This is a genomic window from Pandoraea sp. PE-S2T-3, from assembly GCF_002179965.1.
In the GTDB taxonomy this organism is placed as follows: Bacteria; Pseudomonadota; Gammaproteobacteria; order Burkholderiales; family Burkholderiaceae; genus Pandoraea.
On sequence record NZ_NGUQ01000033.1, the window covers coordinates 43,515 to 67,248 of the forward strand.

Below are 23,734 nucleotides of genomic sequence, written 5' to 3' on the forward strand. Positions count from 1 at the left end.
GGACGGACGTTCATCCATGGCCGATCTGCTAGCCACTCTCCGCTCCCCCGCCGACATGCGCGCGCTCTCGCGCGCCGATCTGCGCCGTCTGGCCGATGAACTGCGCGCCTGCGTGCTCGACAGCGTGTCGCGCACCGGCGGGCATCTGTCGTCGAACCTCGGCACGGTCGAACTGACGATTGCGCTGCATTACGTGTTCGACACGCCCAACGATCGCATTGTTTGGGACGTGGGTCACCAGACGTATCCGCACAAGATCCTCACCGGACGCCGCGAGGCGATGCCCACGCTGCGTCAGTGGCAGGGCTTGTCGGGCTTTCCGAAGCGCGACGAATCGCCGTACGACACCTTCGGCACGGCCCACTCGAGCACGTCGATTTCTGCCGCGCTCGGCATGGCGCTTGCCAGCAAGGTCAAGGGCGAGAAGCGTCACGCGATTGCCGTGATCGGCGACGGTGCCATGACCGCAGGTGAAGCATTCGAGGCCCTGAACAACGCCGGTGTGTACGACGACCTGCCCTTTCTCGTCGTGCTTAATGACAACGACATGTCGATCTCGCCGCCGGTGGGCGCGCTCAACCAGTACCTCACGCGACTGATGTCGGGCCAGTTCTACTCGGCCGGCAAGGAAAGCGTGCGCAACCTGCTGCGCAATGCCCCGGCGCCGATGCGCGAGTTCGCACACAAGCTCGAAGAACACGCCAAGGCGATCGTGTCGCCGACCGGCACGATGTTCGAAGAGTTCGGCTTCAACTATCTGGGCCCGATCGACGGCCACGATCTCGATGCGCTGATTCCCGCGCTCGAGAACATCAAGGCGCTCAAGGGGCCGCAATTCCTGCACGTGGTCACACGCAAGGGTCGCGGCTACAAGCTCGCCGAGGCCGATCCGGTGCTGTATCACGGTCCGGGCAAGTTCAATCCGAGCGAAGGCATTCGCCCGGCAGCCCCCGGCACGGCCGCGCCGAAGACCTACACGCAGGTGTTCGGCGAATGGCTTTGCGACGCCGCAGCGGCCGATTCACGCGTTGTCGGCATCACGCCGGCCATGCGCGAGGGGTCGGGGCTGGTGGAATTCGAGAAGCGCTTTCCGGAGCGCTACTACGACGTGGGTATCGCCGAGCAACACGCGGTGACGTTTGCGGGCGGGCTCGCCACTGAAGGGCTCAAGCCCGTCGTCGCGATCTATTCGACGTTCCTGCAACGCGGCTACGATCAAGTGATTCACGACGTGGCGCTGCAAAACCTGCCGGTCGTGTTTGCGATCGATCGCGGCGGGCTGGTCGGTGCCGACGGCGCCACGCACGCGGGGGCCTACGACATCGCGTTCCTGCGCTGCATCCCGAACATGGTCGTGATGACCCCGGCCGATGAGAACGAGTGCCGCCAGTTGTTGCAGACGGCACTCGGCATCGACGGCCCTAGCGCGGTGCGCTATCCGCGCGGCACGGGGCCCGGTGTTACGCCGGAAACCGGTCTGTCGACGCTGCCCGTGGGGCGTGCCCAAGTGCGCCGTCAAAGCGCCGCCCCGGCGGGTCGCCGCGTGGCGTTGCTGGCGTTCGGTCCGATGGTCGCGCTGGCCGAGCAGGTGGCCGGCGAGTTCGACGCGAGCGTGGTGAACATGCGCTTCGTGAAGCCGCTTGATACCGCCACCGTGCTGGAGATGGCCCGCACGCACGATCTCGTCGTCACGTTGGAGGAAGGGGCCGTCATGGGCGGCGCCGGTTCCGCCTGCATCGAAGCACTCAATGCGAACGGCGTGCAGGTGCCGGTGCTGCAACTGGGACTGCCGGACAAGTACATCGATCAGGGCACCCCGGCGCAGCAACTGGCGTCGGTCGGCCTCGACGCTGCGGGTATCGCGGCATCGATTCGCCGTGCCCTCACCGAACGTCTTGGCGGCAAAGTCGAAGCGGTGCCTTCGCCGCAATAAATCTGCGGAAAGTCTCCCGGTATTTAAGGGAAAGCAAAACGGCACCTTTCGGTGCCGTTTTGCTTTGTTCCATCAGGTCTGCGGTGTCGCGTTACACCTTGCCCGGCGTCTTCGCCGCCGCCTTCTCGCGCGGCTTGCCCATCAACACCGGCTGGAAGAACACCGCGCCGATCAGCGTACACACGAGCGAGAGCGCCAACAGCTTGCCCATGCTCGACGTGCCCGGATGATGCGACAGCCAGAGGCTGCCGAACGCAATACCCGTGGTCGCTGCGGACAGCACGACGGCCTGCGTCAGACTCGACGCGAGCAGACGCGTCTGCCCGTGACGCCAAGCGATCACGTAGTAGATCTTGAACGCCACGCCCACGCCCAACAGCAGCGGCAGCGCGATGATGTTCGCGAAGTTCAGCGGCAACCCGATCAGCACGGTAATTTCGAGCGTCACGGCCGCCGACACCAGCAGCGGCACGAGCGTGCGCAGCACGTCGCCGAAGTTGCGCAGCGCGAGCCACAGCAGCACCGTGATCGACAACAGCGCCCAGATACCCGCTTCGATGAACGAGCGAATGATCGTGTCCGCCGAGCGCAGGATCGAAATCGGACCGCCCACGGCGTCCGGCGTCGTTGCCAGCACGGCGGCACTGAACTTGCGCAGCATCGCGTCGTCGCTCGGGTCGGCGCCCTTCGCCACGCGCGGCGAAATGTTCACGAGTGCGCGTCCGTCGGCGGCGACCCACTGGGCCACGATGTCCTTCGGCAGCGATTCGCGCGTGACCGTCTGCGGTTGCAGCGCTTCACGCAACTGGCCGAGGGCGAGCTTGAGCGGCCCGGCAATCGCACGGTCGGCACGGTCGCGCAGCGCCGCGTCGCCCGCGGCGAGCTTGCGCAGTGCGGCGGCGAGTCGTTGCGCTTCCTTCGCGCCCTCACCCGGGTGATCGAGCGCAGCATCTTCCAACTGCCCAGCGGCCGTCTTGAGCGACGACACGCGTGCGGCGTCCGCCACCGGCGGCAGCGGTGTTTGCGAGAGCGTGGGCAGCAGCGACGTCGCGGCCGCACCGATCAACGCGAGCTTCTGCGGCTGCTCGGCCGGCATGAAGGTCGTAAGCGTGACCACCCGGCCGATTTCCGGCACCGCACGCAGCTTGGCGGCCTCGGCATCGGCGGCGTCAAGATTGGCGGCGAGCAACTGCACGTCGTTCACCCCGGCCTCCGGCGAATTGGCGAGATCGAGCAGCGTCGCCATCGACTCCGTATGCGGGTCTTTCAGGTGCAGCGGGTTGAAGTCGAAATGCAGATGCGCGAGCAGCGGCAAACCGGCGATCACCAGTGCCAGCGTGCCGTAGAGCAGCGGGTTACGGTATTTGTCGGTGAAATCATCGACCCGGCCCAGACTGCGAAAGCCCGGCGGGCTCGCTTCACCACTCGGCTTGAACACGCTGATCAGCGCGGGCAGCAGCGTAATCGCCGACGGGAAGGCCACGCACAGAATGCCCACGCCCGCGATCAGGCCCAGTTCCGACACCCCGCGATAGTCCGTGGGCAGGAACGAGAAGAAGCTCGCGGCGGTGGCCGCTGCGGCCAGCGACAACGGCATGGCGATGGCCTTGCCGGCACCGGCGAGCGCACCTTGCAGCGCGCCTTCGTCGTTGCCCAGACGATGCCGTTCCTCGCGATAGCGCACACCGAACTGAATCCCGAAGTCCACGCCGATGCCGACGAACAGCACCGCAAACGCGACCGAAATCATGTTGAGCGCGCCCACCATCATCAGGCCAAGCGCGAACGTGATGGCCAGACCGGCGAGCAACGTGATGAACACCGCGACGATCATCTTGCCCGAGCGCACCGCGAGCCACAGCACCACCAGCACGGCCAGCAGCGTGATCACGGCATTGGGGCCGGCGTCCTGACGCACCGACGCAAACTCTTCATCGGAGAGCGGACGCGGGCCCGTCAGGCGCACCGTCGCGCCATAGCGTTCTTCGAGCTTCAGATCGGCTGCCGCTGCGCGAATGCGCGACGCCGCATTGGCACCGGCTTCGAGCGCTGCGTAGTCGAGCACCGGCTGCACTTCGACGTAGCTGCGTGCCACGGTATCGGGGGCGACCAGCGCGCGCCACGACATCGCAGCGGGCTTGTCGGCCAGCACCGCTTCGGTCGTATCGGCCGCATTACCGAGCAGACGCGCCATCTCCGGCAGCTTGACCTGCCCTGTGAGCAACGGCGTTTGCAGCGTCACGGAGAGCAGATTCGACAGCCCGGTCAGACTCGGGTCTTGGGCGAGCCGGTTGAGCAGCGGCTTGGCATCGCCCAGCTTGCTGGTCAGGCTCTTCACATCGTCGACGGATGCGAACAGCAGCGCATTGCGGGCAAAGAACTCGCCGGCACCCGGGCGGCTCACCGCACGGAAAACGTCCTTTTCGGTGGCAAGTTTGTCCGCCAGTTCAGCGGCGGCGCGGTCGGCGAATTCGATGGCGGGCGCCTGCACGACGGCCAGCGTGACGTCAGCCTTCTGCGGGAAAGCGCGATCGATCTCGCGGCCACGCTCGGCGGCGGGCGTGTTGGAGTCGATCAGGCTGGAGACATCGGTGTTGATCGCGAAGTGCTTGGCGACGTACACGCAACTGGCCACTGTCAGCAGCAGCGAGGCGAAGATGACTGGGTACGCGTGCTTCGCCGAAAAACGGACGATGCGCACGACGAGCGAAGTCAGCATGTAGCGGTTCCGGAAGAGAAATGCAAAACGAATGGAAAGGCAACCGCGCCGGCCATCCCTTCATCCCCCGCCTGCGTCCCCCGTATCACGCCATTTGGGCGTAAGCGATTGAGACATCAGGTAAATTCTGCGGGACCTGTCGGGAACCAATCGGCGATAAAAACCGTCGATCTGGCCATTGAAACGGTGAATTTACAAAATCGAAGCAGTATACAGGGCCTCGTGCACTACACTACGGCCTACCCGATTTAAACCAACGAAGAGAAGCTGGGTTCCTACGTATGAAGAAATTTCTGGTGACGGCAATGGCCGCGGCCACCATGGCCCTTTCAACCGTTTCATCGGGCGTCTGGGCACAGACGAACAGCGCCAACCCCAACGACGCGGTGAAGACAGCTGTCGAGACGGTCGTCAAGGCCGCCAAGGCGGACCCGGCCGCACGCGATGGCGATGTCGTCGCGACGGCCAAAGTGGTCGAGCGCGACTTCCTGCCCTACACCGACTTCCGCCGTACCACGCGATTCGCCGTCGGCACGAAGGCCTTCGACGCCGCCACGCCGGCCCAACAGCAGCAGGTCTTCGAGTTGTTCCAGCAATTGCTGGTGAACACCTACGCCCTGCAACTCTCGCAAGTGCGCGGCTCACAGCTCACATTCAAGTACGATCCGGCCAAGGTCTCGGCAAGCAGCACCGACGCCGTCGTGGGCGCTACGGTCAACGGCACCGGCGATACGCTCGCGGTGGCCTATCGTCTGGGCAAGACCGACAAGGGCTGGAAGATCTACGACATCAACATGATGGGCGAGAACGTGGCCGACGCGTGGCTCATCCAGCTGTACCAGACGCAGTTCAAGGCCCGCCTTGCCAATGGCGGCATGGACAGCCTGATCGCGTATCTGCGCGAAAAGAACGCGCATTTCGGCAAGTAAAAACAAGGGCCCGGCACGGGATGCCTGGCCCGCCACTCTCCTCGCAGGGACTTTGTACCGATTGGCCACCCGATCGGCGCAAATTCGGCCCAGATCGGCGCCGATTCGTCAATCTTTATGTAACAAGTGCTGGCGGTTCTCCACAGGGGGTCGCCAGCAATAATTGGCGGCGGCGGTTACAATCGTCGCTTGTCAAACGACCGGACGGCGGTCCCCCCGCGGGCATGCTCGACGAGCCATCGAAAGTGGCGCGGAGAGTCCCATGAGGCCAATGTAATAACGACATGGACTCCCCGATTAAACCGCCATCCCGGCCGACCTGAGCCGGAGAGCTGAATGCAAGTCATCCTTGCCCAACCCCGCGGGTTTTGTGCGGGTGTCATACGTGCCATCGAGATCGTCGAACGTGCCCTTGAAAAATACGGCGCGCCGGTCTACGTGCGCCATGAGATTGTCCACAACAAGCATGTGGTCGATTCTCTCAAGGCCAAAGGCGCGCGCTTTATCGCCGAGCTTTCCGAAGCCCCGGCGGGTGCAGTCACTATTTTCAGTGCCCATGGCGTTGCCCGCGTTGTCGAGCAGGAAGCGCAGATTCGTGGCTTGAAAGTGTTGAACGCCACCTGCCCGCTCGTCACTAAAGTGCATATCCAGGGCAAGAACTACGTTTCCGCCGGACGCGAAGTCATCCTGATCGGTCACGCCGGTCACCCGGAAGTCGAAGGCACGATGGGCCAGATCGACGGCCCGGTGCACTTGGTGCAAACCGAAGCCGACGTGGATCTGCTGCCGTTGCCGGTGAACACGCCGGTGTCCTACGTGACGCAGACCACCCTGTCGGTCGATGAGACTCGCGGTATCATTGCTGCACTGCAACGACGCTTCACCAATATCGTCGGGCCGAATACCAAAGATATTTGCTACGCCACACAAAACCGCCAGACCGCCGTGCGCGAGCTGTGCGAGCGCGTGGACGTGCTGCTGGTGGTCGGTGCGACGAACAGCTCGAACTCGAACCGCCTGCGCGAAATCGGCTCGGAAATGGGGTTGCCCAGCTACCTCGTGGCCGACGGCTCGGAAGTGAACCCTGAATGGGTTCGCGGCCAGGCCCGCATCGGTATTACTGCCGGGGCGTCCGCGCCCGAGCGCATGGTCGAAGACGTGATCGACGCGCTGCGCCGCATCGACACCGTCGAAGTGACTCTCATGGACGGCATCGAGGAAACCATCCAATTCCGCTTGCCGTCGGAATTGACCAAAGACGAGCCGGTCGCCGCGCAACACGCGGTCGCCGGCTAACGCAACACGAACAGGAGCCGAACTTGGCCATCCCCTTCCTGCAACAGGCGTATGTTGGCGCCTACCTCATGAAGCAACGCTTCAAGGGCAACAGGCGTTACCCGCTGGTGCTCATGCTTGAACCGCTTTTCCGCTGCAATCTGGCCTGCTCGGGCTGCGGCAAGATCGACTACCCGGATCCCATTCTGAATCAGCGCGTCTCGCTCAAGGACGCCCTCGATGCCGTGGACGAATGCGGCGCACCGGTGGTCTCGATCGCCGGCGGCGAACCGCTGCTGCACAAAGAAATGCCGCAGATCGTCAAGGGCATCATCGAGCGCAAGAAGTTCGTGTATCTCTGCACGAACGCCCTGCTGCTGGAAAAGAAGATCGACGACTACGAGCCGAGCCCGTTCTTCGTCTGGTCGATCCACCTCGACGGCGACCGTGAAATGCACGACGCGTCGGTGTGCCAGGACGGCGTGTACGACCGTTGCGTCGCCGCCATCAAGTTGGCGAAGTCGCGCGGCTTCCGCGTGAACATCAACTGCACGCTGTTCAACAACGCCGATCCGGAGAAGGTTGCCAAGTTCTTCGACACGACGAAGGAAATGGGTCTGGACGGCATCACCGTGTCGCCGGGCTACGCCTACGAACGTGCCCCGGACCAGCAGCACTTCCTGAACCGTTCGAAGACCAAGCAACTGTTCCGCGACATTCTCAAGCGCGGCAACGGCGGCAAGGACTGGACGTTCAGCCAGTCGAGCCTGTTCCTCGACTTCCTGGCCGGCAACCGCACGTATCACTGCACGCCGTGGGGCAACCCGACGCGTACCGTGTTCGGCTGGCAACGTCCGTGCTACCTGCTCGGCGAAGGCTATGCCAAGACGTACACCGAGTTGATGGAAACCACCGACTGGGACAAGTACGGCGTGGGCAACTACGAAAAGTGCGCAGACTGCATGGTCCACAGCGGCTTCGAAGCGACCGCCGTGAACGACACGCTGTCGCGTCCGCTGCGTGCCCTCGGCGTTGCCCTCAAGGGTGTGCGTACCGAAGGCCCGATGGCTGACGACGTCTCGTTCGCCAAGCAACGTCCGGCCGAGTATGTGTTCTCGAAGCACGTCGAGATCAAGCTCGACGAACTGAAGCGAGCCAAGGCGTAAATGCCGTCGCGTGTGCTGGTCACCGGCGCCTCCGGGTTCGTCGGTTCTGCGGTAGCACGCACGGCGCTCGCGCGCGGTCACGAGGTTCGCCTGCTGGTGCGTGGCACCAGCCCGCGCGCGAACCTCGCCGACCTGCCCGTTGAAGTCGTCGAAGGCGACATGCGCGATGCGGCCTCGATGCGGCGCGCACTCGCCGGCGTGGACGCCCTGCTCCACGTTGCGGCCGACTACCGCCTCTGGGCGAAAGATCCCAACGACATCATGCGAGCCAACATCGATGGCACGCGCACGGTGATGGAAGCCGCGCTGCGTGCAGGTGTCGGGCGCGTGGTGTACACGAGCAGCGTTGCCACGTTGCGCGTGCAAGGCGCGACCGGCCCGGTCGATGAAACCTCCCCGAACGACGAAGCGACGACTATCGGCGTGTACAAGCGCAGCAAGGTCGCGGCCGAGCGTCTGGTCGAGCGCATGATCGCCAACGACGGCCTGCCTGCCGTGATCGTCAATCCGTCCACGCCCATCGGGCCACGCGACATCAAGCCCACGCCGACCGGGCGCATCATCGTCGAAGCGGCACAGGGCAAGATTCCGGCGTTCGTCGATACCGGGCTCAACCTCGTGCACGTCGACGACTGCGCCGAGGGCCACCTGCTGGCGCTGGAGCGTGGCCGCATCGGCGAGCGCTACATTCTGGGCGGCGACGACGTGTTGCTGCGCGAAATGCTTGCCGCGATTGCCGGTCTCGTGGGCCGAAAGGCACCCACCGTGGCACTGCCGCGCTGGCCGCTCTACCCGCTCGCGATGGCCGCACAGGGCGTGGCGCGCTTCACCGGCAAAGAACCGTTCGTCACGGTCGACGGCCTGAAGATGTCGCGCTATCACATGTTCTTCTCGTCGGAGAAGGCCAAGCGCGAACTGGGCTACACCGCCCGTCCCTACCTTGATGGCCTGCGCGACGCGCTCGCCTGGTTTCGCACCGCCGGATATTTGTCATGACTGTTTTGGGCTGGATCGCCGCGCTCTCGCTGGCCATCTGGATCTATCTGCTGATTTCGCAGGGCGGCTTCTGGCGCGCGCGCGAACGCGATGATCTCGACGAAGATCAACTGCCGGTGCCTGATGTCTGGCCCACGGTGGCGGTGATCATCCCGGCGCGCAACGAGGCCGAGTCGATCGGTCAGGTAGTCGAATCGCTCTGCCGCCAAGACTATGCGGGGCGTCTGCGCATTGTCGTCGTCGACGATCAGAGCAACGACGGCACCGCCGATCTGGCGCGCCAAGCAGCGGCCCGTGCGGCGGCCGACGGCCTCACGCGACGCGTCGACGTCCTGAGCGGTCAGCCACTGCCCGGCGGCTGGACCGGCAAGATGTGGGCCGTGCGTCAGGGCGTAGCGTTCGCCAGCGATCCGGCGACCAACGACGACGGCATTGCGCCCGAGTACCTGCTGCACACCGACGCCGACATCGCTCACTCGCCCGACAACGTGCGTCACCTCGTGACCCGCGCCACGGGCGACAATCGCGTGCTCGTTTCGCTCATGGCGAAGCTGCGCTGCACGGCGTGGTTCGAGCGCACGCTGATTCCCGCCTTCGTACTGTTCTTCCAGATGCTCTACCCGTTCGCTTGGGTCAACGATCCGAAGAAGCGCATGGCGGCAGCGGCCGGGGGATGCATGCTGATCCATCGCCGGTCGCTCGAAGCAGGTGGCGGTATTGAGGCCATTCGCGACGAGATCATCGACGACTGCGCGATGGGGCGCCTGCTCAAGAAGCAGGGTTCGATCTGGCTGGGACTCACCGAGCGCGCGATGAGCGTGCGTCCGTACGACAACCTCGGCGAGATTCGCAAGATGGTCTCGCGCACGGCCTACGCGCAGTTGCAGTATTCACCGGTGCTGCTGGCGGGCACGATCGTGTCGCTGCTGCTCACGTTCATCGTGCCGCCTGCCGTGACGATCTTCGGGTCCGGCATTGCGCAATGGCTGGGGTTGTTCGCGTGGGTGGCGATGACGATCTCGTATGTCCCGATGCTGCGCTTCTATCGCCAGCCGACGAGCTTCGGTCCGATGCTGCCGCTGGTGGCCGCGCTTTACACTGTCTTCACGTTCGACTCGGCGTTGCAACACTGGCGCGGTCGTGGCGGCATGTGGAAAGGACGCGCGCAAGCACGCGGGCAACAGTCTTCGGACGTATAACGCTGCGTCAAAGCGCATTGCCCATAGAAAAAGCCAGTTTGCCGACAACGCAAACTGGCTTTTTTGTTGAGACTCGACGCCTTCAGATCTTCGCGGCTTCCGCGCCGAATCCATCGCCGAGCCGCAGCGTGATGGCCTGACGGCCGTAGCGCATTGCATCCTTCGCCCGGCCCGCATCCTTCCCCACACGAATCAGCGCGGGCAGTTGCAGCGGATGCTTGGCCAGCGAGCACAACACGCCGAGAAGGTTGACCGACCCATCGGCCCGCATCCCGGCGAGCGCCGCCGGTGGCAGCGAGCGTTCTGCCGGATCGATGACCACGCGTGCCACCACGAACGGCAGCCCATGCGCCGCCGCCACCCGCGCGACGATATGCGACTCCATATCGGCCGCCGCTGCCCCGCTCTCGCGACACAGCGCCGCCTTGTCATCGGCCGTCACCACCGGTGCCGTCACGCCTGCCAGATCGGCCCGTAGCGCCGCCGGCAAGGCCCGGCGCAGTGCGTCGGCCCACACAATCGACGACACGTATTCGCGCGCGTTGTCGGGCATATCGAGCACCTTGTGCGCGATGATCCACTGCCCCGCTTTCACCCCCGGCACCAGACCACCCGCCGTCCCGAAGCTCACCAGCCCGCGTGCGCCCTGCGCAATCGCGGCTTCGAGTTCGTCCGCCAGCGTGTTGTTCTGCGCACAAACCACGCGCACACCATTGCCGCGCGCAATGCGGGCTTCGAAGGGCATGCCGGTCACCACGATGATGGGCGAAGTCATTGGACTCGTCGTTGGACTCATTAGCCTGCCTTGAGAAAACCGAGGGAATTTCGAAGAAACCGCCCCGACGGCAAACCTCTGCCGCCGGGGCGTGCGATGCGCATTGCGCGCATCGATATTACATGCCGCAGGGTACCGGGCAATCGTTGCGCACGGTCAGATTGCGATAGCGTGCCAGCGCCCACAGCGGGAAGAACTTGCGATAGCCGTGATAACGCAGGTAGAACACGCGCGGGAAGCCCGTCGCCGTGTACAACTCTTCGTCCCACAGCCCTTCATCGTTCTGCGTGTTCAGCAGATAGTCGACGCCGCGCTTGGCCGCCGGGTCGTCCGCCTTGCCCGCCGCCATCAGGCCGAGCAGTGCCCAGGCCGTTTGCGACGACGTGCTCGGTGCCGCCTCATAGCCCTTGTATTCGAGCTTGTAGCTGTCGCCATCCTCGCCCCAGCCGCCGTCGGCGTTCTGGATCGAGAGCAGCCACTTCGCCGCGCGCGCCATCACCGGATGCTCCGGTTGCATGCCCGCCGCTTGCAGACCGCACATGGCCGACCACGTGCCGTACACGAAATTCATGCCCCAGCGGCCATACCAGCTACCGTCGGGTTCCTGATCGTCGAGGATGTACTTGAGCGCCAGATCGGCGGAAGCCTTGCGTTCCGGCGACGTCGGCAACTGCGCCAGCATCGACAGGCAACGCGCGGACACATCGACCGTCGGCGGGTCCAGCAACGCCCCGTGATCGGAGAACGGAATGTTGTTCAGATACAGATGGGTGTTCTCGGGCTCGAATGCGCCCCAGCCACCGTTGCTGCTCTGCATGCCGATGACCCACTCCGTGCCGCGATCGATTGCGTAACGCATCGCCTGCGACTTCGGGTCCGCTTGATCGACCTTGGCGCCATCGACCTTATCGAACTTGCCCGCCAGCTTCTCGTAGCGGTCCATCGCCATCGCCACCACGGCCGTGTCGTCCACGTCGGGGTAATGGGGATTGGCGAACTGGAACGCCCAGCCGCCAGGACGCACGTTCGGACGACGGGAAATCCAGTCGCCTCGCACGTCGAGAATCTGCAACGGGATCAGCCATTCAAGCCCCTTCCCCGCTTGCTCGATGGCGCGCTTGTCGCCCGTCTCCAGCAGCGCATGCGCCGAGAGCGCCGTATCCCACACCGGCGACAGACACGGCTGCACATACGTTTCGTCGTCGGCCGGCGTCACCAGCTTCTCGACCGACTTGCGGGCAATCGCGCGGCTCGGATGATCTTCCGGGTACCCGAGCACGTCATACATCATGACCGAGTTGGCCATTGCCGGATAAATCGCACCCAGGCCGTCTTCGCCGTTCAGGCGCTCTTCCACGAACTCGACCGCGCGCTTGATCGACTTCTTGCGCAGCGACTTCGGGAAGTACGGATCGAGCGCACGCAGCACATGATCGACACCTGAGAAGAACGTGAACCAGAAACGGCTCTGATGCGGCGCGCGCTTGGGCGGGCCCACATCCTTGGGGCTGCCGATGAAGAGCTCATCGATGCCCACACCCTTGGGGTTACGCGCGAGCGGGCGCTTGGCCTGCAACACGAGCAGCGGCACGATCACCGTGCGCGCCCAGTACGACACCTTCGAGAGATGGAACGGGAACCACTTCGGCAGCAGCATGATCTCGACCGGCATCATCGGCACTGCCTTCCATTCGAGCACGCCGTACAGCGCCAGCAGAATGCGCGTGAACACGTTCGAATTCTGCGCACCGCCGCGCGAGATGATGGCCTCACGCGCGCGCACCATGTGCGGCGCGTCGATCGGCTCACCGATCATCTTGAGCGCGAAGTACGCCTTCACGCTCGCGCTCATGTCGAACTTGCCCTGATGGAACAGCGGCCAGCCGCCATGCTCGCCCTGAATACGGCGCAGATAGACGGCGATCTTGGCTTCGAGTTCGGCGTCGACCTTCTCGCCCAGATGGTGGCGCAGCAGCACATACTCGGCCGGAATCGTCGAATCGGCTTCGAGTTCGAACAGCCAGTGACCGTTGTCCTGTTGCAGATCGAGCAGGGCCGTGATCGAGCGATCGATACCCGTCTCGAGCGTTTGCGTCGCCATTGCCGTGCTCACCTTCTGGGCAAGTTCGGTATGCAGTTTGAGGTCCACTGCGGTAGCAGTGGCCGTGCGTCGAGCTTCCTTCTCGGAAGCGTCGCGAATCGTATCCATGACAGTCTTGCCTTTTCAACCGGCCGTATCAGGCCGGGCTCAGTAAATCGGCGGCGCGGTTGCCGCTTCGCAACGCGCCCTCGATGGTCGCTGGCAGGCCGGTGGCCGTCCAGTCGCCGGCGAGCAAGAGATTGCGCCAGCGCGTCTTCGCCGCAGGGCGGCGTTTGTCCTGCGCCGGCGTTGCCGCAAACGTGGCGCGCTTCTCGCGCACCAGTTGCCACACCGGCATCGGCGTGGACGGCACCTGACACGCCTTCGCCACCTCTTCCCAGATGCGCAGCGCGAGCGATTCACGCGACTCATCGAGCAGATGGTCGGCGCCGCTGATCGTCACCGACAAGCGGTCTTCGAACGCGAAAATCCAGTCACTCACACCGTTCACCACACCGATCATCGGCGGGCAGCCCGGCGGGGGCGTCACCTGAAAATGCGCGTTGACGATGGCGCGGTACTCGTCCGGCGTCGTCAACTCAGGCACCAGCGAGGCCGCCACATTCGGCGGCACAGCCAGCACGACAGCATCGTCCGCGCCGAGCATTTCCGGGCCGTCGCCGAAATCGATCGATTCGACCCGGCTGCCGTCGCCCGAGTAGGCCAGCGCACGCACGCGGTGCTGCATCATGACTTGCGCGCCCTTCGCTTCCAGATACGCCAGCGCCGGGTTGACGAACGACACGTCGAGCCCGTCGCTCGCAATCAACGGATGGCAGGCTTTGCCGCCCGCCGCGAGCGTTTCGCGAATGACGGCAGCGGCCATCTGCGCCGAACCTTCTGCCGGATCGGCGTTGAGCACGGCCAGAAACAGCGGATGAATCAGCCGCTTGTACAGCGCCGGCGGGCAGTTCATCGCGTCGGTCATCGTCGCGTCGGGGCCGGCACGCAGCAGCGGCGCGAGCGACAGATAATCCGACCACTTCGTGCCCGGTACGCGCGCGCTCTTGTCGAAGATCCACCACGGCAGGCGGCCTTCGGAGAGCCGCACCGTCCAGCGCTCCTCGCTATCGAGATCGACAAAGGCGAATTCGGCGCGCCCGGGGCCGGTCAGCGTGTGCTCCGAGCCGATCGTGCGGGTGAACTCACGCATGGTCGTATTGCCCGAGAGCACCAGATGGTTGCCGTTATCGATCACGGCGTTCAGCGTGCGATCGAAGTACGACCGGCAACGTCCGCCCGCCTGCGGTGCGGCTTCGTGCAGCACGACCGGCACGCCGCGCGTGGCAAGTCTTACCGCGGCGGCCAGGCCTGCGAGGCCGGCGCCGATGACATGAACCTTGCCCGCCATCAGAAAACCATCTGCCGCAGCAGCATCAGAATCAAACGCCAGCGCGGCACACGCACGCGCTCACGCGGCGCGGCAAAGCCGCGCGCAATCAGTTTGTCGAGAATCGCGCCATAGGCCTTGGCCATCACCGCCGGGGCGATGACCACACGGCGCGGGTGACGCGCCATGATCGCGCGCGCCTTCGCGTAATGTTCATGCGCCTGCGCCACGAGCGGCGCACAAGCCCGGTCGAGCCGGGCGTCGGCCATCATCGCAGGCGTGGCGTTGACGATACCGGCTTCTGCCAGCGTCTCGCGCGGCAGGTAGACGCGGCCGATGGCGGCGTCTTCGTCGATATCGCGCAGGATATTCGTCAGTTGCAGGGCACGGCCTAGGTGGTACGACAGGTCGATCCCTTCCTGCTCGGGCATGCCAAATACCTTGACCGACAGACGGCCGACGGCACTCGCCACGCGATCGCAATAGAGATCGAGGGTCGGCAGATCAGGCGCAACGATGGGACCGCACGCGTCCATTTCCATGCCGTCGATGACAGCCAGAAAATCGTCGTGCTTCAGGTCGAATTGCTTGACCACGCGTGCCAGATTGGCGAGCGAGGGCGCGGGACGGCCTTCGTAAAGGTCGGCCAGATCGCGGCGCCAGACCGCCAGACGCGCCATGCGGCTCGCCGACGTGTCTTCGCCGTCGTCGGCAATGTCGTCTACGGCGCGGCAAAAGGCATAAATCTCGAACATGCCTTCGCGCTGTGCGGGCGGCAAAATACGCATCGCAGCATAGAAGCTGCTGCCGGACGCCACACGTGCGCTGCTTTGCTCAGGCGAAATTTCGATCGGTTCGGCGACGCTCACGAGGCTCCTCGTCGTGCAGGGGAACAGGGTGACACCACTGAAAAACCCAGGGGATTCTTGCAAACCCGGAAGTATACCGGGGATTGGCGTGACTTTCCCGCCAGGATTGGGAACGATAGCATAGAATCTCGGGGCGTTCGGGGGAGGCCCGATGGCTGAAAATCGCCCCACAGCCCTGATTTCCCGACGTTTTTTGACAATTGCGTCAGTTGGCGCGCCGCTGGCCGAACGGTGGCCGGCCCGGCACAATCGTTATCCCAGCATTCGCAACAATCGTGGCGGCGGTCTTCCTTTGGCAGACACCCCTCGATTTGCCACAATTGCCTCACCAGCCCGATGACTTCCGACGCCAAGATCGAGCATTACGAAAACTTCCCCGTCGCCAGTGTCCTGCTGCCGCGCGAAATGCGCGCGCCGGTCGGCGTGATCTACAACTTTGCCCGGACCGCCGACGACATCGCCGACGAGGGCGACGCGACCAACGCCGAGCGTCACGCCGGGCTGGCCGCCTATCAGGCTGAACTCGACAAGATCGCCGCCGGCGTGCCCACGTCGCCCGACCAGCCGCTGTTCGCCGCGCTCGCGCAGGTGATCGCCGAGCACAAGCTCTCGGTGCAGCCGTTCTCCGACCTGCTCTCGGCCTTCGATCAGGATATCGAGGTCAAGCGCTACGCCACCTTCGCCGACCTGCGCGACTACACGCGCCGCTCCGCCGACCCGGTCGGGCGCATCATGCTCGGTCTGTTCAAGCTCGACACGCCCGAGAACATTGCCTGCTCCGACGACATCTGCTCGGCGCTGCAACTGATCAACTTCTGGCAGGACGTCGAAGTCGACTGGCGCAAGGCGCGCGTCTATCTGCCGCAGGACGACATGGCACGCTTCGGTGTCACCGACGCCGATATCGACGCGAAGACGCTCGACGATCGCTGGCGCGCGCTGATGCGCTACGAAGTGGATTTTGCCCGTCGCATGATGCTGCGCGGCGCCCCCCTCGCCAACCGTGTGCCGGGGCGCTTCGGACTGGAGCTTTGCTGTGTGGTCCATGGCGGCCTGCGCATTCTCGACATGATCGAAGCGGCCGATTACGACGTCTTCCGCCACCGTCCGCAGTTGGGCAAGGGCGACGGCGTGCGCGTGTTCCTGCGCGGCCTGTGCATGAAGCTGAGCGGCCGCCCGCCCAAGGCACTCGCGACGGCCTGATCCCGTCCGGCACTGCCACGGTCTGTGGCAGTGGCACCATCGATCCGCGCTCCGTTGGCGCTTCTCCTGCGGCCACGCTTGCCCTAACGTGATGCATTGGCGCGTCTTGCCTGAGGGACGACGCGCCCGCCTCTCACGTTCTGGAGCTTCGGAGCCGCGCGCCGTGAATCTGCCTGCCGCCCTACAACGTCTTGCGTCGCCACGGCGCGATACCCGTGGCAGTCACGGCGCGCCCACGCGCACGAACGCCGGTCTGATCTTCGCGATCGTCATCGTCATGTGGGGCGTGAACTGGCCGGTCAGCAAAGCGCTGCTCGCGCATGTCTCGCCTTGGTGGAGCACGGCATTTCGCTCGACCGTCGGCATGCTCACCCTCTTCATCATCTGCGCAGCGACCCGGCGGCTGGTCTGGCCCAAACGCGGCGACCTGCCCGTGATCCTGAGCGTCGGCCTGCTGCACATGACGGTCTTCTCGCTGCTCGTTGCCATCAGCCTGCAATACGTGAGCGCCGGCCGCTCGGCGGTGCTCGCCTACACCACGCCGCTCTGGGTCATGCCGGCGGCCCGCCTCTGGCTAGGTGAAGCGCTGACGCCACGCCGACTGGTCGGCATCGCCTTCGGCCTGCTCGGCATCGCGGTCATGTTCAACCCGCTGGCGTTCGACTGGCACGACCGTAATGCCGTCTTCGGCAACGCGCTCGTGCTCGCCTCGGCACTCGTGTGGGCCATCGCCATCGTCCACATGCGCGCGCATCGCTGGGTCAACGGTCCGTTCGAACTGAGCCCATGGCAATTGCTGCTCGCGAGCGTGATTCTGAGCACGCTTGCCCTCCTCTTCGATGGCCCACCGCGCATCGCCGGCGTGACGGGATTTGCCGGACTGATGACGTATGGCGGCATCGTCGGTGGCGGTATTGCTTACTGGCTGGCAGGCGTGGTCACGCGGCAGTTGCCTGCGGGCGTCACCTCGCTCGGCCTGCTCGGCGTGCCCGTCGTCGGCACGCTCGCGTCCGCGTTCCTCCTGCGTGAATCGCTCGGGCTCGACGTCTGGCTGGCCCTCGCGCTCATCGTGGGCGGCATTGCACTGGGCACGGTATCGAAACCTCCGAGCGCAGCAAGCGCATCGAATGCACCGGGCACCTCCACCGATGAGCCCACTGCGACGCCATGCCGCACCGACCCCGCCACCTGATCCCGCTGCGCTTGACCCATCGCAAACGCCGTTCGTCGCAGGCATGACAGACTGCCCTCACGCATGACGAATGGAACTGACATGAACGAGCAATGGCTGACGCTGGCCGGCCGCCGGCTGCTGCCGGTGGTACAGGGCGGCATGGGAATCGGCATCTCCGCGCACCGGTTGGCGGGCACGGTCGCGCGCAACAACGGCATGGGCACGATTGCGAGCATCGACCTGCGGCACCACCACCCCGACCTGCTGGCTCAGGTCGAAGGCACCCGCGACAAGGCGGCCATCGAAGCGGTCAACCTGATCGCACTCGACCGCGAAGTCCGCGCTGCCAAAGCACTTGCCGACGGCCACGGACTCGTCGCCGTGAACGTCATGAAAGCCGTGAGTGCTCACGCATCGCTCGTGCGTCAGGCGTGCGAGAGCGGCGCTGACGCCATCGTCATGGGCGCCGGTCTGCCGCTCGATCTGCCGGAACTCACGGCCGCGCACCCAAACGTTGCGCTCATCCCGATTCTGTCGGATTCACGCGGCGTGAGTCTCGTGTTGCGCAAATGGATGAAGAAAGGCCGTTTGCCCGACGCCATCGTCATCGAACATCCCGCCCACGCCGGTGGCCATCTGGGTGCATCGCGCATCGAAGACCTCGGCGACGGGCGCTTCTCGTTCGACCGTGTGCTGACCGAGTGCCGCGAGATGTACGCATCGCTCGGCATCGAGTGGGCGCGCGTGCCGCTGATCGTTGCAGGCGGCATTCATCGGCATGAACAGGTGAAGCATTGGCTGGGGCAGGGCGCGGCGGGCGTGCAATTGGGAACGGCATTCGCCGTGACTGAGGAATCCGACGCCCATCCAGCCTTCAAGGAAGTGCTCGCTACCGCCCGCCCCGAAGACATCGCGGAATTCACCAGCGTGGCGGGTTTGCCGGCGCGCGCAGTCCTCACGCCGTGGCTCAAGCGCTATCTCTCTCGTGAGACGGCATTGCAGGCGAAGGCGAAAGTGCGTCAGTGTCTGGAAGGCTTCGACTGCCTTCAGGCGTGCGGCTTGCGTGATGGCGTGGCCCGTATCGGCCAGTTCTGCATCGATCTGAAACTGGCGCAGGCCGTGCGCGGCGACGTGGCGCGCGGGCTGTTCTTCCGGGGACGCGATCCGCTGCCGTTTGGCGAACGCATCCGGCCCGTGGCGGACCTGATGCGCTACTTGCTGACCGGCGAGTCGCCTGCGGATGGGCCGGATGCCGTCGATGCGGCCGATGCCACGCCAGTCGCCATCGCCTGACCGTTGCTGGTGCTGGTGCTGGTGCCGCCAGTGACGCTAGTGCTGCTGGCTCCGGCAGCGCCTGAAGTCCCGCTATTGCGCGCCGCAATTCGCTTGTCGAAGAAGGCGGCCAGCGCGGGATCGTTCACGCTCAGATCGAACTGCCGGTCATTGACCGCATTGAAATAGTTGTCGCAGAGATCCGCCTTGGCGCTCTCGGTCGTCTGATCGTCGATGCTTCGCGAGTAGACGGTGAACTGCCGCTCGACTAGCATCGGCAATTGCGTGCGCAGCAACTCGTCAAAACTTTGCCGCGCCTGCGGGTCGGTGTAGGTTGCCTGCAACTCGGCGCGCACGCGGCGGCCTTCGAGCAAGTATTCGCGATGACGCGATTCCCACGCGCGTAGTGCTGCGTTGCCATGCGCGCGCGTTGCCTCGCCATACAGGCCGCATTTCTGCACCAGTTGTCCGAGCACCTGCCCCACGCCCTCGGGAGAGGCAATGGCGGCGCCCATAAGTTCGGCGTCGCTCTTGTATTGCGGCGGCTGCGCCCACACCGTGGATGCCTGTGCGAACACCGCTGCACCGACGAGCACGCTTGCGCATGCCCGTCGCCATGACTTGCGTTGTCGAGTCATTACCGGGTCATCAGGACGGCGTGCTTGGGTGGCCACGCTCTGGGAGATATCGCTTCGGCCGCGATTGAATAACGGCATCTTAGCCGAAGTCGCGGGGCGCGTCCGGGAGGCCTCGCCAAGCCTATGCCGCACAGGCCTCCGGGCCGAGACGCGCCACCATATACCCGACGAAGTCTTCCAGTTTTGCCGACACGTAGCGCCCGGCCAGATGCACCAGATGCATCGGCTCGCTCACGGTTGCGTCGGCTTCCAGCACGCGAACCAACCGCCCTGCCGCCACTTCGGGGGCCAGCAGATACTCCGGCAACAACGCGATGCCCATGCCGCATACCGCCGCCTGCAACTGCGCAAACGGGTTGTCGGCAATCAATCGAACATCGTGCTGCAAAGGTTGCAACGGCGATGTGCCAGTGGCAGCACGCGGACCGTCCGCACGGAGCCACTTCCCATGCGCATCGTCATAGCGAAAGCCCAGACAGTCGTGCCCGGCCAAATCGGCGGGTTGGCGCGGCACACCGCGCCGTGCCAGATAGGCGGGCGACGCACAGGCCACCCGCGTCACGCCGCGCAGGGTATGCGCGACGAGCCCCGGCTCCGGCAATCCGCCTGCCTGAAATGCGGCGTGAATGCCCTCTTCCTCCAGATCGACGGCGCGGTCCTTGAGATCGAGATCGAGCGCCACGTCCGGGTGCGTGCGCAAATATTCGGCAAACAGCGGCATGAGCAGGTGCGCGCCCACAGTCGTCGGCGCGCTGACACGAAGCTGCCCGAGCGGGCGGCGCGCCGCCTGCATCGCCGACGACGCGGAGGTCACTGACGACATCGACGAAACACCCGCCACCCCGGCGTCCGCATTCTCCACGCGCGCCAGCACCTCGGCACACTCGGCGAAATAGCGCGCCCCCAGCGCCGTCGGCACCTGCCGCCGGCCACTGCGATGCAGCAGCGGTTGCCCGAGCCGCGCCTCCAGCGCCTGCACATGACGCGACGCGATCACCGCCGACATCGCACAGGCGGCGGCACCGGCGCTGAGACTCCCGGCGCGTACCACCTGAACGAACACCTCCATGCATTTGAGGCGGTCCATGATCAATCGCGCAGCTTGGCCCGTTCGATCGACATGTGCGTCGGCATCATGTTGGTGTTGGCGTTATGCATCACCCACAGCGAGCCCGCCACGATGATGGCAATCAGCCCGGCCGTGCACAGGAAGATGGCCGAGTTCTGCCGCTGATCGCGCTTCGCACCGATGTGCAGGAAGTACACCAGTTGTACGATCAACTGCGCGACGCAGAGCACCACGATGGTGGCGAGCCCCATACCGCGCGGCACCACGCCGAGCATGACCGCACCGAACGACGCGAAGGTCAGCACCAGCGACAGGAAGAAGCCGATCACATAGTCGCGCAGGCCGCCGTGCGACGCGCTCGCCGCTTGGGTTTGTGAATTTGGTGAATGAGCGCTCGTCATACGAACTCCCGCAGATAGACGAAGGTGAACACGCAGATCCAGACCAGATCCAGAAAGTGCCAGAACAGGCTCAGGCATTGCAGGCGGCGGCGCACTACGTCGTCGAAACCGAAGCGGCGAATCTGGTCGATCATCACCACGAGCCACAGCAAGCCGCACGTCACGTGCAGCCCGTGCGTGCCCACGAGCGTGAAGAAGGCCGACAGGAACGCGCTGCGCCCCGGCCCGGCCCCTTCGTGAATCAGCGCCGAGAATTCATACACTTCCATCGCGACGAAGGCCGCGCCCAGCGCGAAGGTCAGCCACAGCCAGCGCTTCACGTTGGCTTCGTTGCCCGGGCGAATCGACAGCGACGCCAGTCCGAACGTAAAGCTCGAGAGCAACAGCAGCATCGTTTCGCCGAGCACGAACGGCAGCTCGAACAACTCGCGCCCGACCGGGCCGCCTGCCGTGTTCTGCGCGAGCACACCGAAGGTGGCAAACAGCACGCAGAAGATGAGGCAGTCGCTCATCAGGTAGATCCAGAAGCCGAGCGTGGTGTTCACGCCCGCATCGTGGTGCCCGTGCGCAGTGTCGTGGAGGTGGGCCCCGGCGTGCGCGCCGTGCCCGTGAGTGGGGTTGAGGGTTGCGCCGGACATCAGGCTGCCTTTGGAATGGATTGAGACTGGGGCTGCGCGGCGCGCAGATCGTCATAGCGGGCCCGCTCGATGCGCGCGACTTCCGCCGCCGGGACGTAGTAGTCGACGTCGCGATCGTAGGTGCGCCACAGGAACGTGGCGATGGTCGCCACCAGACTCGCGCCGGCCAGCCACCAGATGTGCCAGATCAGGGCAAAGCACATCACCGCACTGAACACCGAGACCACGAAGCCCGCGCCGGTATTGCGCGGCATATGGATGTCTTCGTAGTGCTTCGGCTCACGCCAGGCGAGGCCGCGCACCTTGTCGTCCCAATGCTGTTCGAGCGAATCAATGTTCGGCACGTGCGCGAAGTTGTAGAACGGTGCCGGCGACGACGTCGCCCACTCCAGACTGCGCGCATCCCACGGGTCGCCCGTCAGGTCGCGATTGTCCTTGCGGTCACGCACGCTCACCACCAACTGCACGATGAACGCCAGAATACCCAGACCGATCACGGCGGCGCCCACGGCGGCCACGATCAGATACGGCTGCCAATCGGCCTGCACGTAGTGGTTCATGCGGCGCGTCATGCCCTTGAAGCCGAGCACATACAGCGGCATGAAGGCCAGATAGAAGCCCACCAGCCAGCAGAAGAACGAAATCTTGCCCCAGCGCTCGTTGAGCGTGAAACCGAACACCTTCGGGAACCAGAACGTAATCCCGGCCAGACACCCGAACACCACGCCGCCGATGATCACGTTGTGGAAGTGCGCCACGAGGAACAGCGAGTTGTGCAGCACGAAGTCCGCGCCCGGCACGGCCAGCAGCACACCGGTCATGCCGCCGATCGCAAACGTCACCATGAAGCCGATGGTCCAGAGCGTGGACGAGTGGTAACGAATGCGGCCCTGATACATCGTGAAGAGCCAGTTGAACAGCTTCACGCCGGTCGGAATCGAGATGATCGTCGTCATGATGCCGAAGAAGGCATTCACGTTCGCGCCCGAGCCCATCGTGAAGAAGTGGTGCAGCCACACGAAGAACGACAGAATGCCGATCGACGACGTCGCGTAGACCATCGACTTGTAGCCGAACAGCGGCTTGCGCGAGAACGTGGCGATGATCTCCGAGAACGCCCCGAACGCCGGCAGAATCAGGATGTACACCTCCGGGTGTCCCCAGATCCAGATCAGGTTCACGTACATCATGGCGTTGCCGCCGAGCTCGTTCGTGAAGAAGTGCATGCCCAGATAGCGGTCGGCGGTGAGCAGCGCGAGCGTGGCGGTCAGCACCGGAAACACGGCAACGATCAGGATATTGGTGATGAGCGCAGTCCACGTGAACACGGGCATCTTCATCAGGTTCATGCCCGGCGCACGCATGCGCAGAATCGTCACGATGAAGTTGATGCCGGTGAGCGTGGTGCCAAGCCCCGATATCTGTAGTGACCAGATGTAGTAATCCACCCCGACCGTTGGGCTATACCCCAGCTCGGACAGCGGCGGATAGGCCACCCAGCCCGTGGCCGCAAAATCGCCCACGAACATCGACATCATGACCAGCACGGCGCCCATGGCGGCGAGCCAGAACGAGAGCGAGTTCACGAACGGGAACGCCACGTCGCGCGCGCCGATTTGCAACGGCACGATCACGTTCATCAGGCCCAGCACCAGCGGCGTGGCCACGAAGAAGATCATGATCACGCCGTGCGCGGTGAAGATCTGGTCGTAGTGATGCGGCGGCAGATAGCCCGCTTCGCCACCGGCTGCAACGGCCTGCTGGGCGCGCATCATGATCGCGTCGGCAAAGCCGCGCAGCAGCATGATGAGCGCGAGCACGATATACATCACGCCGATGCGTTTGTGATCGACGGAGGTAATCCACTCCGTCCAGAGGTACTGCCACTTGCGGTAATACGTAATGGCACCGAGCAGCGCCGCGCCGCCCAGCAACACCACCGCCAGCGTGCCCATGATGATGGGCTCGTGCAGCGGGATGGCGTCGAGATCGAGTTTTCCGAACATGA

19 protein-coding genes are annotated in these 23,734 nt (G+C 64.6%); 9 read left to right on the forward strand and 10 right to left on the reverse strand.

Features of this window, described 5'->3' with window-relative positions:
* The first annotated feature begins 16 nt into the window (after positions 1-16).
* Positions 17-1,933, forward strand: a complete 1,917-nt coding sequence (dxs, locus tag CDV46_RS19130) for a 1-deoxy-D-xylulose-5-phosphate synthase (protein ID WP_087724254.1) — start codon at positions 17-19, stop codon at positions 1,931-1,933.
* A gap of 91 nt (positions 1,934-2,024) precedes the next feature.
* On the opposite strand, the gene CDV46_RS19135 is transcribed toward dxs, so the two are convergent.
* The gene (locus tag CDV46_RS19135; RefSeq protein WP_087724257.1) at positions 2,025-4,652 is read right to left on the reverse strand and encodes an MMPL family transporter; all 2,628 of its coding nucleotides are present in this window, start codon (positions 4,650-4,652) and stop codon (positions 2,025-2,027) included.
* A 281-nt stretch (positions 4,653-4,933) separates the two neighbouring features.
* On the opposite strand from CDV46_RS19135, the gene CDV46_RS19140 reads away from it, so the two are divergent.
* The 5 genes from CDV46_RS19140 to CDV46_RS19160 all read left to right on the forward strand — a co-directional run bounded on the left by CDV46_RS19140 (position 4,934) and on the right by CDV46_RS19160 (position 10,217).
* The gene (locus tag CDV46_RS19140; RefSeq protein WP_087688490.1) at positions 4,934-5,581 is read left to right on the forward strand and encodes an MlaC/ttg2D family ABC transporter substrate-binding protein; all 648 of its coding nucleotides are present in this window, start codon (positions 4,934-4,936) and stop codon (positions 5,579-5,581) included.
* A 336-nt stretch (positions 5,582-5,917) separates the two neighbouring features.
* Entirely contained in the window at positions 5,918-6,877 is a 960-nt protein-coding gene (ispH, locus tag CDV46_RS19145) for a 4-hydroxy-3-methylbut-2-enyl diphosphate reductase (protein WP_058379718.1), read from the forward strand.
* 23 nt (positions 6,878-6,900) lie between these two features.
* Complete coding sequence (gene hpnH, locus CDV46_RS19150; RefSeq protein ID WP_087724259.1) at positions 6,901-8,022, forward strand: adenosyl-hopene transferase HpnH; 1,122 nt, start codon at positions 6,901-6,903, stop codon at positions 8,020-8,022.
* Positions 8,023-9,018: a hopanoid-associated sugar epimerase gene (gene hpnA, locus CDV46_RS19155; protein WP_087724261.1), complete on the forward strand. Its 996-nt coding sequence runs from the start codon at positions 8,023-8,025 to the stop codon at positions 9,016-9,018.
* Positions 9,015-10,217: a glycosyltransferase gene (locus tag CDV46_RS19160; protein ID WP_087724263.1), complete on the forward strand. Its 1,203-nt coding sequence runs from the start codon at positions 9,015-9,017 to the stop codon at positions 10,215-10,217. The genes hpnA and CDV46_RS19160 overlap by 4 nt, the downstream gene beginning before the upstream one ends.
* An 82-nt stretch (positions 10,218-10,299) precedes the next feature.
* Here the strand turns inward: CDV46_RS19160 and CDV46_RS19165 are convergent, their stop codons facing one another.
* From CDV46_RS19165 to hpnD, 4 genes are all read right to left on the reverse strand, one after another.
* Positions 10,300-10,992 (reverse strand): phosphorylase, encoded by a 693-nt coding sequence (locus CDV46_RS19165; RefSeq protein WP_254916121.1) that lies wholly within the window; start codon positions 10,990-10,992, stop codon positions 10,300-10,302.
* A gap of 118 nt (positions 10,993-11,110) precedes the next feature.
* A complete protein-coding gene (shc, locus tag CDV46_RS19170; RefSeq protein ID WP_087724610.1) occupies positions 11,111-13,093 on the reverse strand; it encodes a squalene--hopene cyclase in 1,983 nt (660 codons plus the stop codon).
* A 136-nt stretch (positions 13,094-13,229) separates the two neighbouring features.
* On the reverse strand, positions 13,230-14,483 hold the full coding sequence (gene hpnE, locus CDV46_RS19175; protein ID WP_087724267.1) for a hydroxysqualene dehydroxylase HpnE: 1,254 nt from the start codon (positions 14,481-14,483) through the stop codon (positions 13,230-13,232).
* A complete protein-coding gene (gene hpnD, locus CDV46_RS19180) occupies positions 14,483-15,331 on the reverse strand; it encodes a presqualene diphosphate synthase HpnD (RefSeq protein WP_087688496.1) in 849 nt (282 codons plus the stop codon). Before hpnD ends, hpnE begins: the two co-directional genes overlap by 1 nt.
* 336 nt (positions 15,332-15,667) lie before the next feature.
* Here hpnD and hpnC point away from each other — a divergent pair, with 336 nt between their 5' ends.
* The 3 genes from hpnC (at position 15,668) to CDV46_RS19195 (ending at position 19,001) form a co-directional block, all read left to right on the forward strand.
* On the forward strand, positions 15,668-16,534 hold the full coding sequence (gene hpnC / locus CDV46_RS19185; protein WP_087724269.1) for a squalene synthase HpnC: 867 nt from the start codon (positions 15,668-15,670) through the stop codon (positions 16,532-16,534).
* A gap of 163 nt (positions 16,535-16,697) precedes the next feature.
* Complete coding sequence (locus tag CDV46_RS19190; RefSeq protein ID WP_254916122.1) at positions 16,698-17,726, forward strand: DMT family transporter; 1,029 nt, start codon at positions 16,698-16,700, stop codon at positions 17,724-17,726.
* Between the two features lie 81 nt (positions 17,727-17,807).
* Positions 17,808-19,001 (forward strand): NAD(P)H-dependent flavin oxidoreductase, encoded by a 1,194-nt coding sequence (locus CDV46_RS19195; protein ID WP_087724273.1) that lies wholly within the window; start codon positions 17,808-17,810, stop codon positions 18,999-19,001.
* Here the strand turns inward: CDV46_RS19195 and CDV46_RS19200 are convergent.
* The 5 genes from CDV46_RS19200 to cyoB form a co-directional block, all read right to left on the reverse strand.
* Positions 18,920-19,618, reverse strand: a complete 699-nt coding sequence (locus CDV46_RS19200; protein WP_140413426.1) for a hypothetical protein — start codon at positions 19,616-19,618, stop codon at positions 18,920-18,922. The two genes, CDV46_RS19195 and CDV46_RS19200, sit on opposite strands and share 82 nt — an antisense overlap.
* Before the next feature lie 121 nt (positions 19,619-19,739).
* A complete protein-coding gene (locus CDV46_RS19205) occupies positions 19,740-20,705 on the reverse strand; it encodes a LysR substrate-binding domain-containing protein (protein ID WP_087724278.1) in 966 nt (321 codons plus the stop codon).
* Positions 20,706-20,707: 2 nt separating this feature from the next.
* Positions 20,708-21,088, reverse strand: a complete 381-nt coding sequence (gene cyoD, locus CDV46_RS19210; protein WP_087724281.1) for a cytochrome o ubiquinol oxidase subunit IV — start codon at positions 21,086-21,088, stop codon at positions 20,708-20,710.
* Positions 21,085-21,726, reverse strand: a complete 642-nt coding sequence (gene cyoC / locus CDV46_RS19215; protein ID WP_058379730.1) for a cytochrome o ubiquinol oxidase subunit III — start codon at positions 21,724-21,726, stop codon at positions 21,085-21,087. The genes cyoD and cyoC overlap by 4 nt, the downstream gene beginning before the upstream one ends.
* A complete protein-coding gene (gene cyoB, locus CDV46_RS19220; RefSeq protein ID WP_087688501.1) occupies positions 21,726-23,732 on the reverse strand; it encodes a cytochrome o ubiquinol oxidase subunit I in 2,007 nt (668 codons plus the stop codon). Before cyoB ends, cyoC begins: the two co-directional genes overlap by 1 nt.
* Positions 23,733-23,734 lie beyond the last annotated feature (2 nt).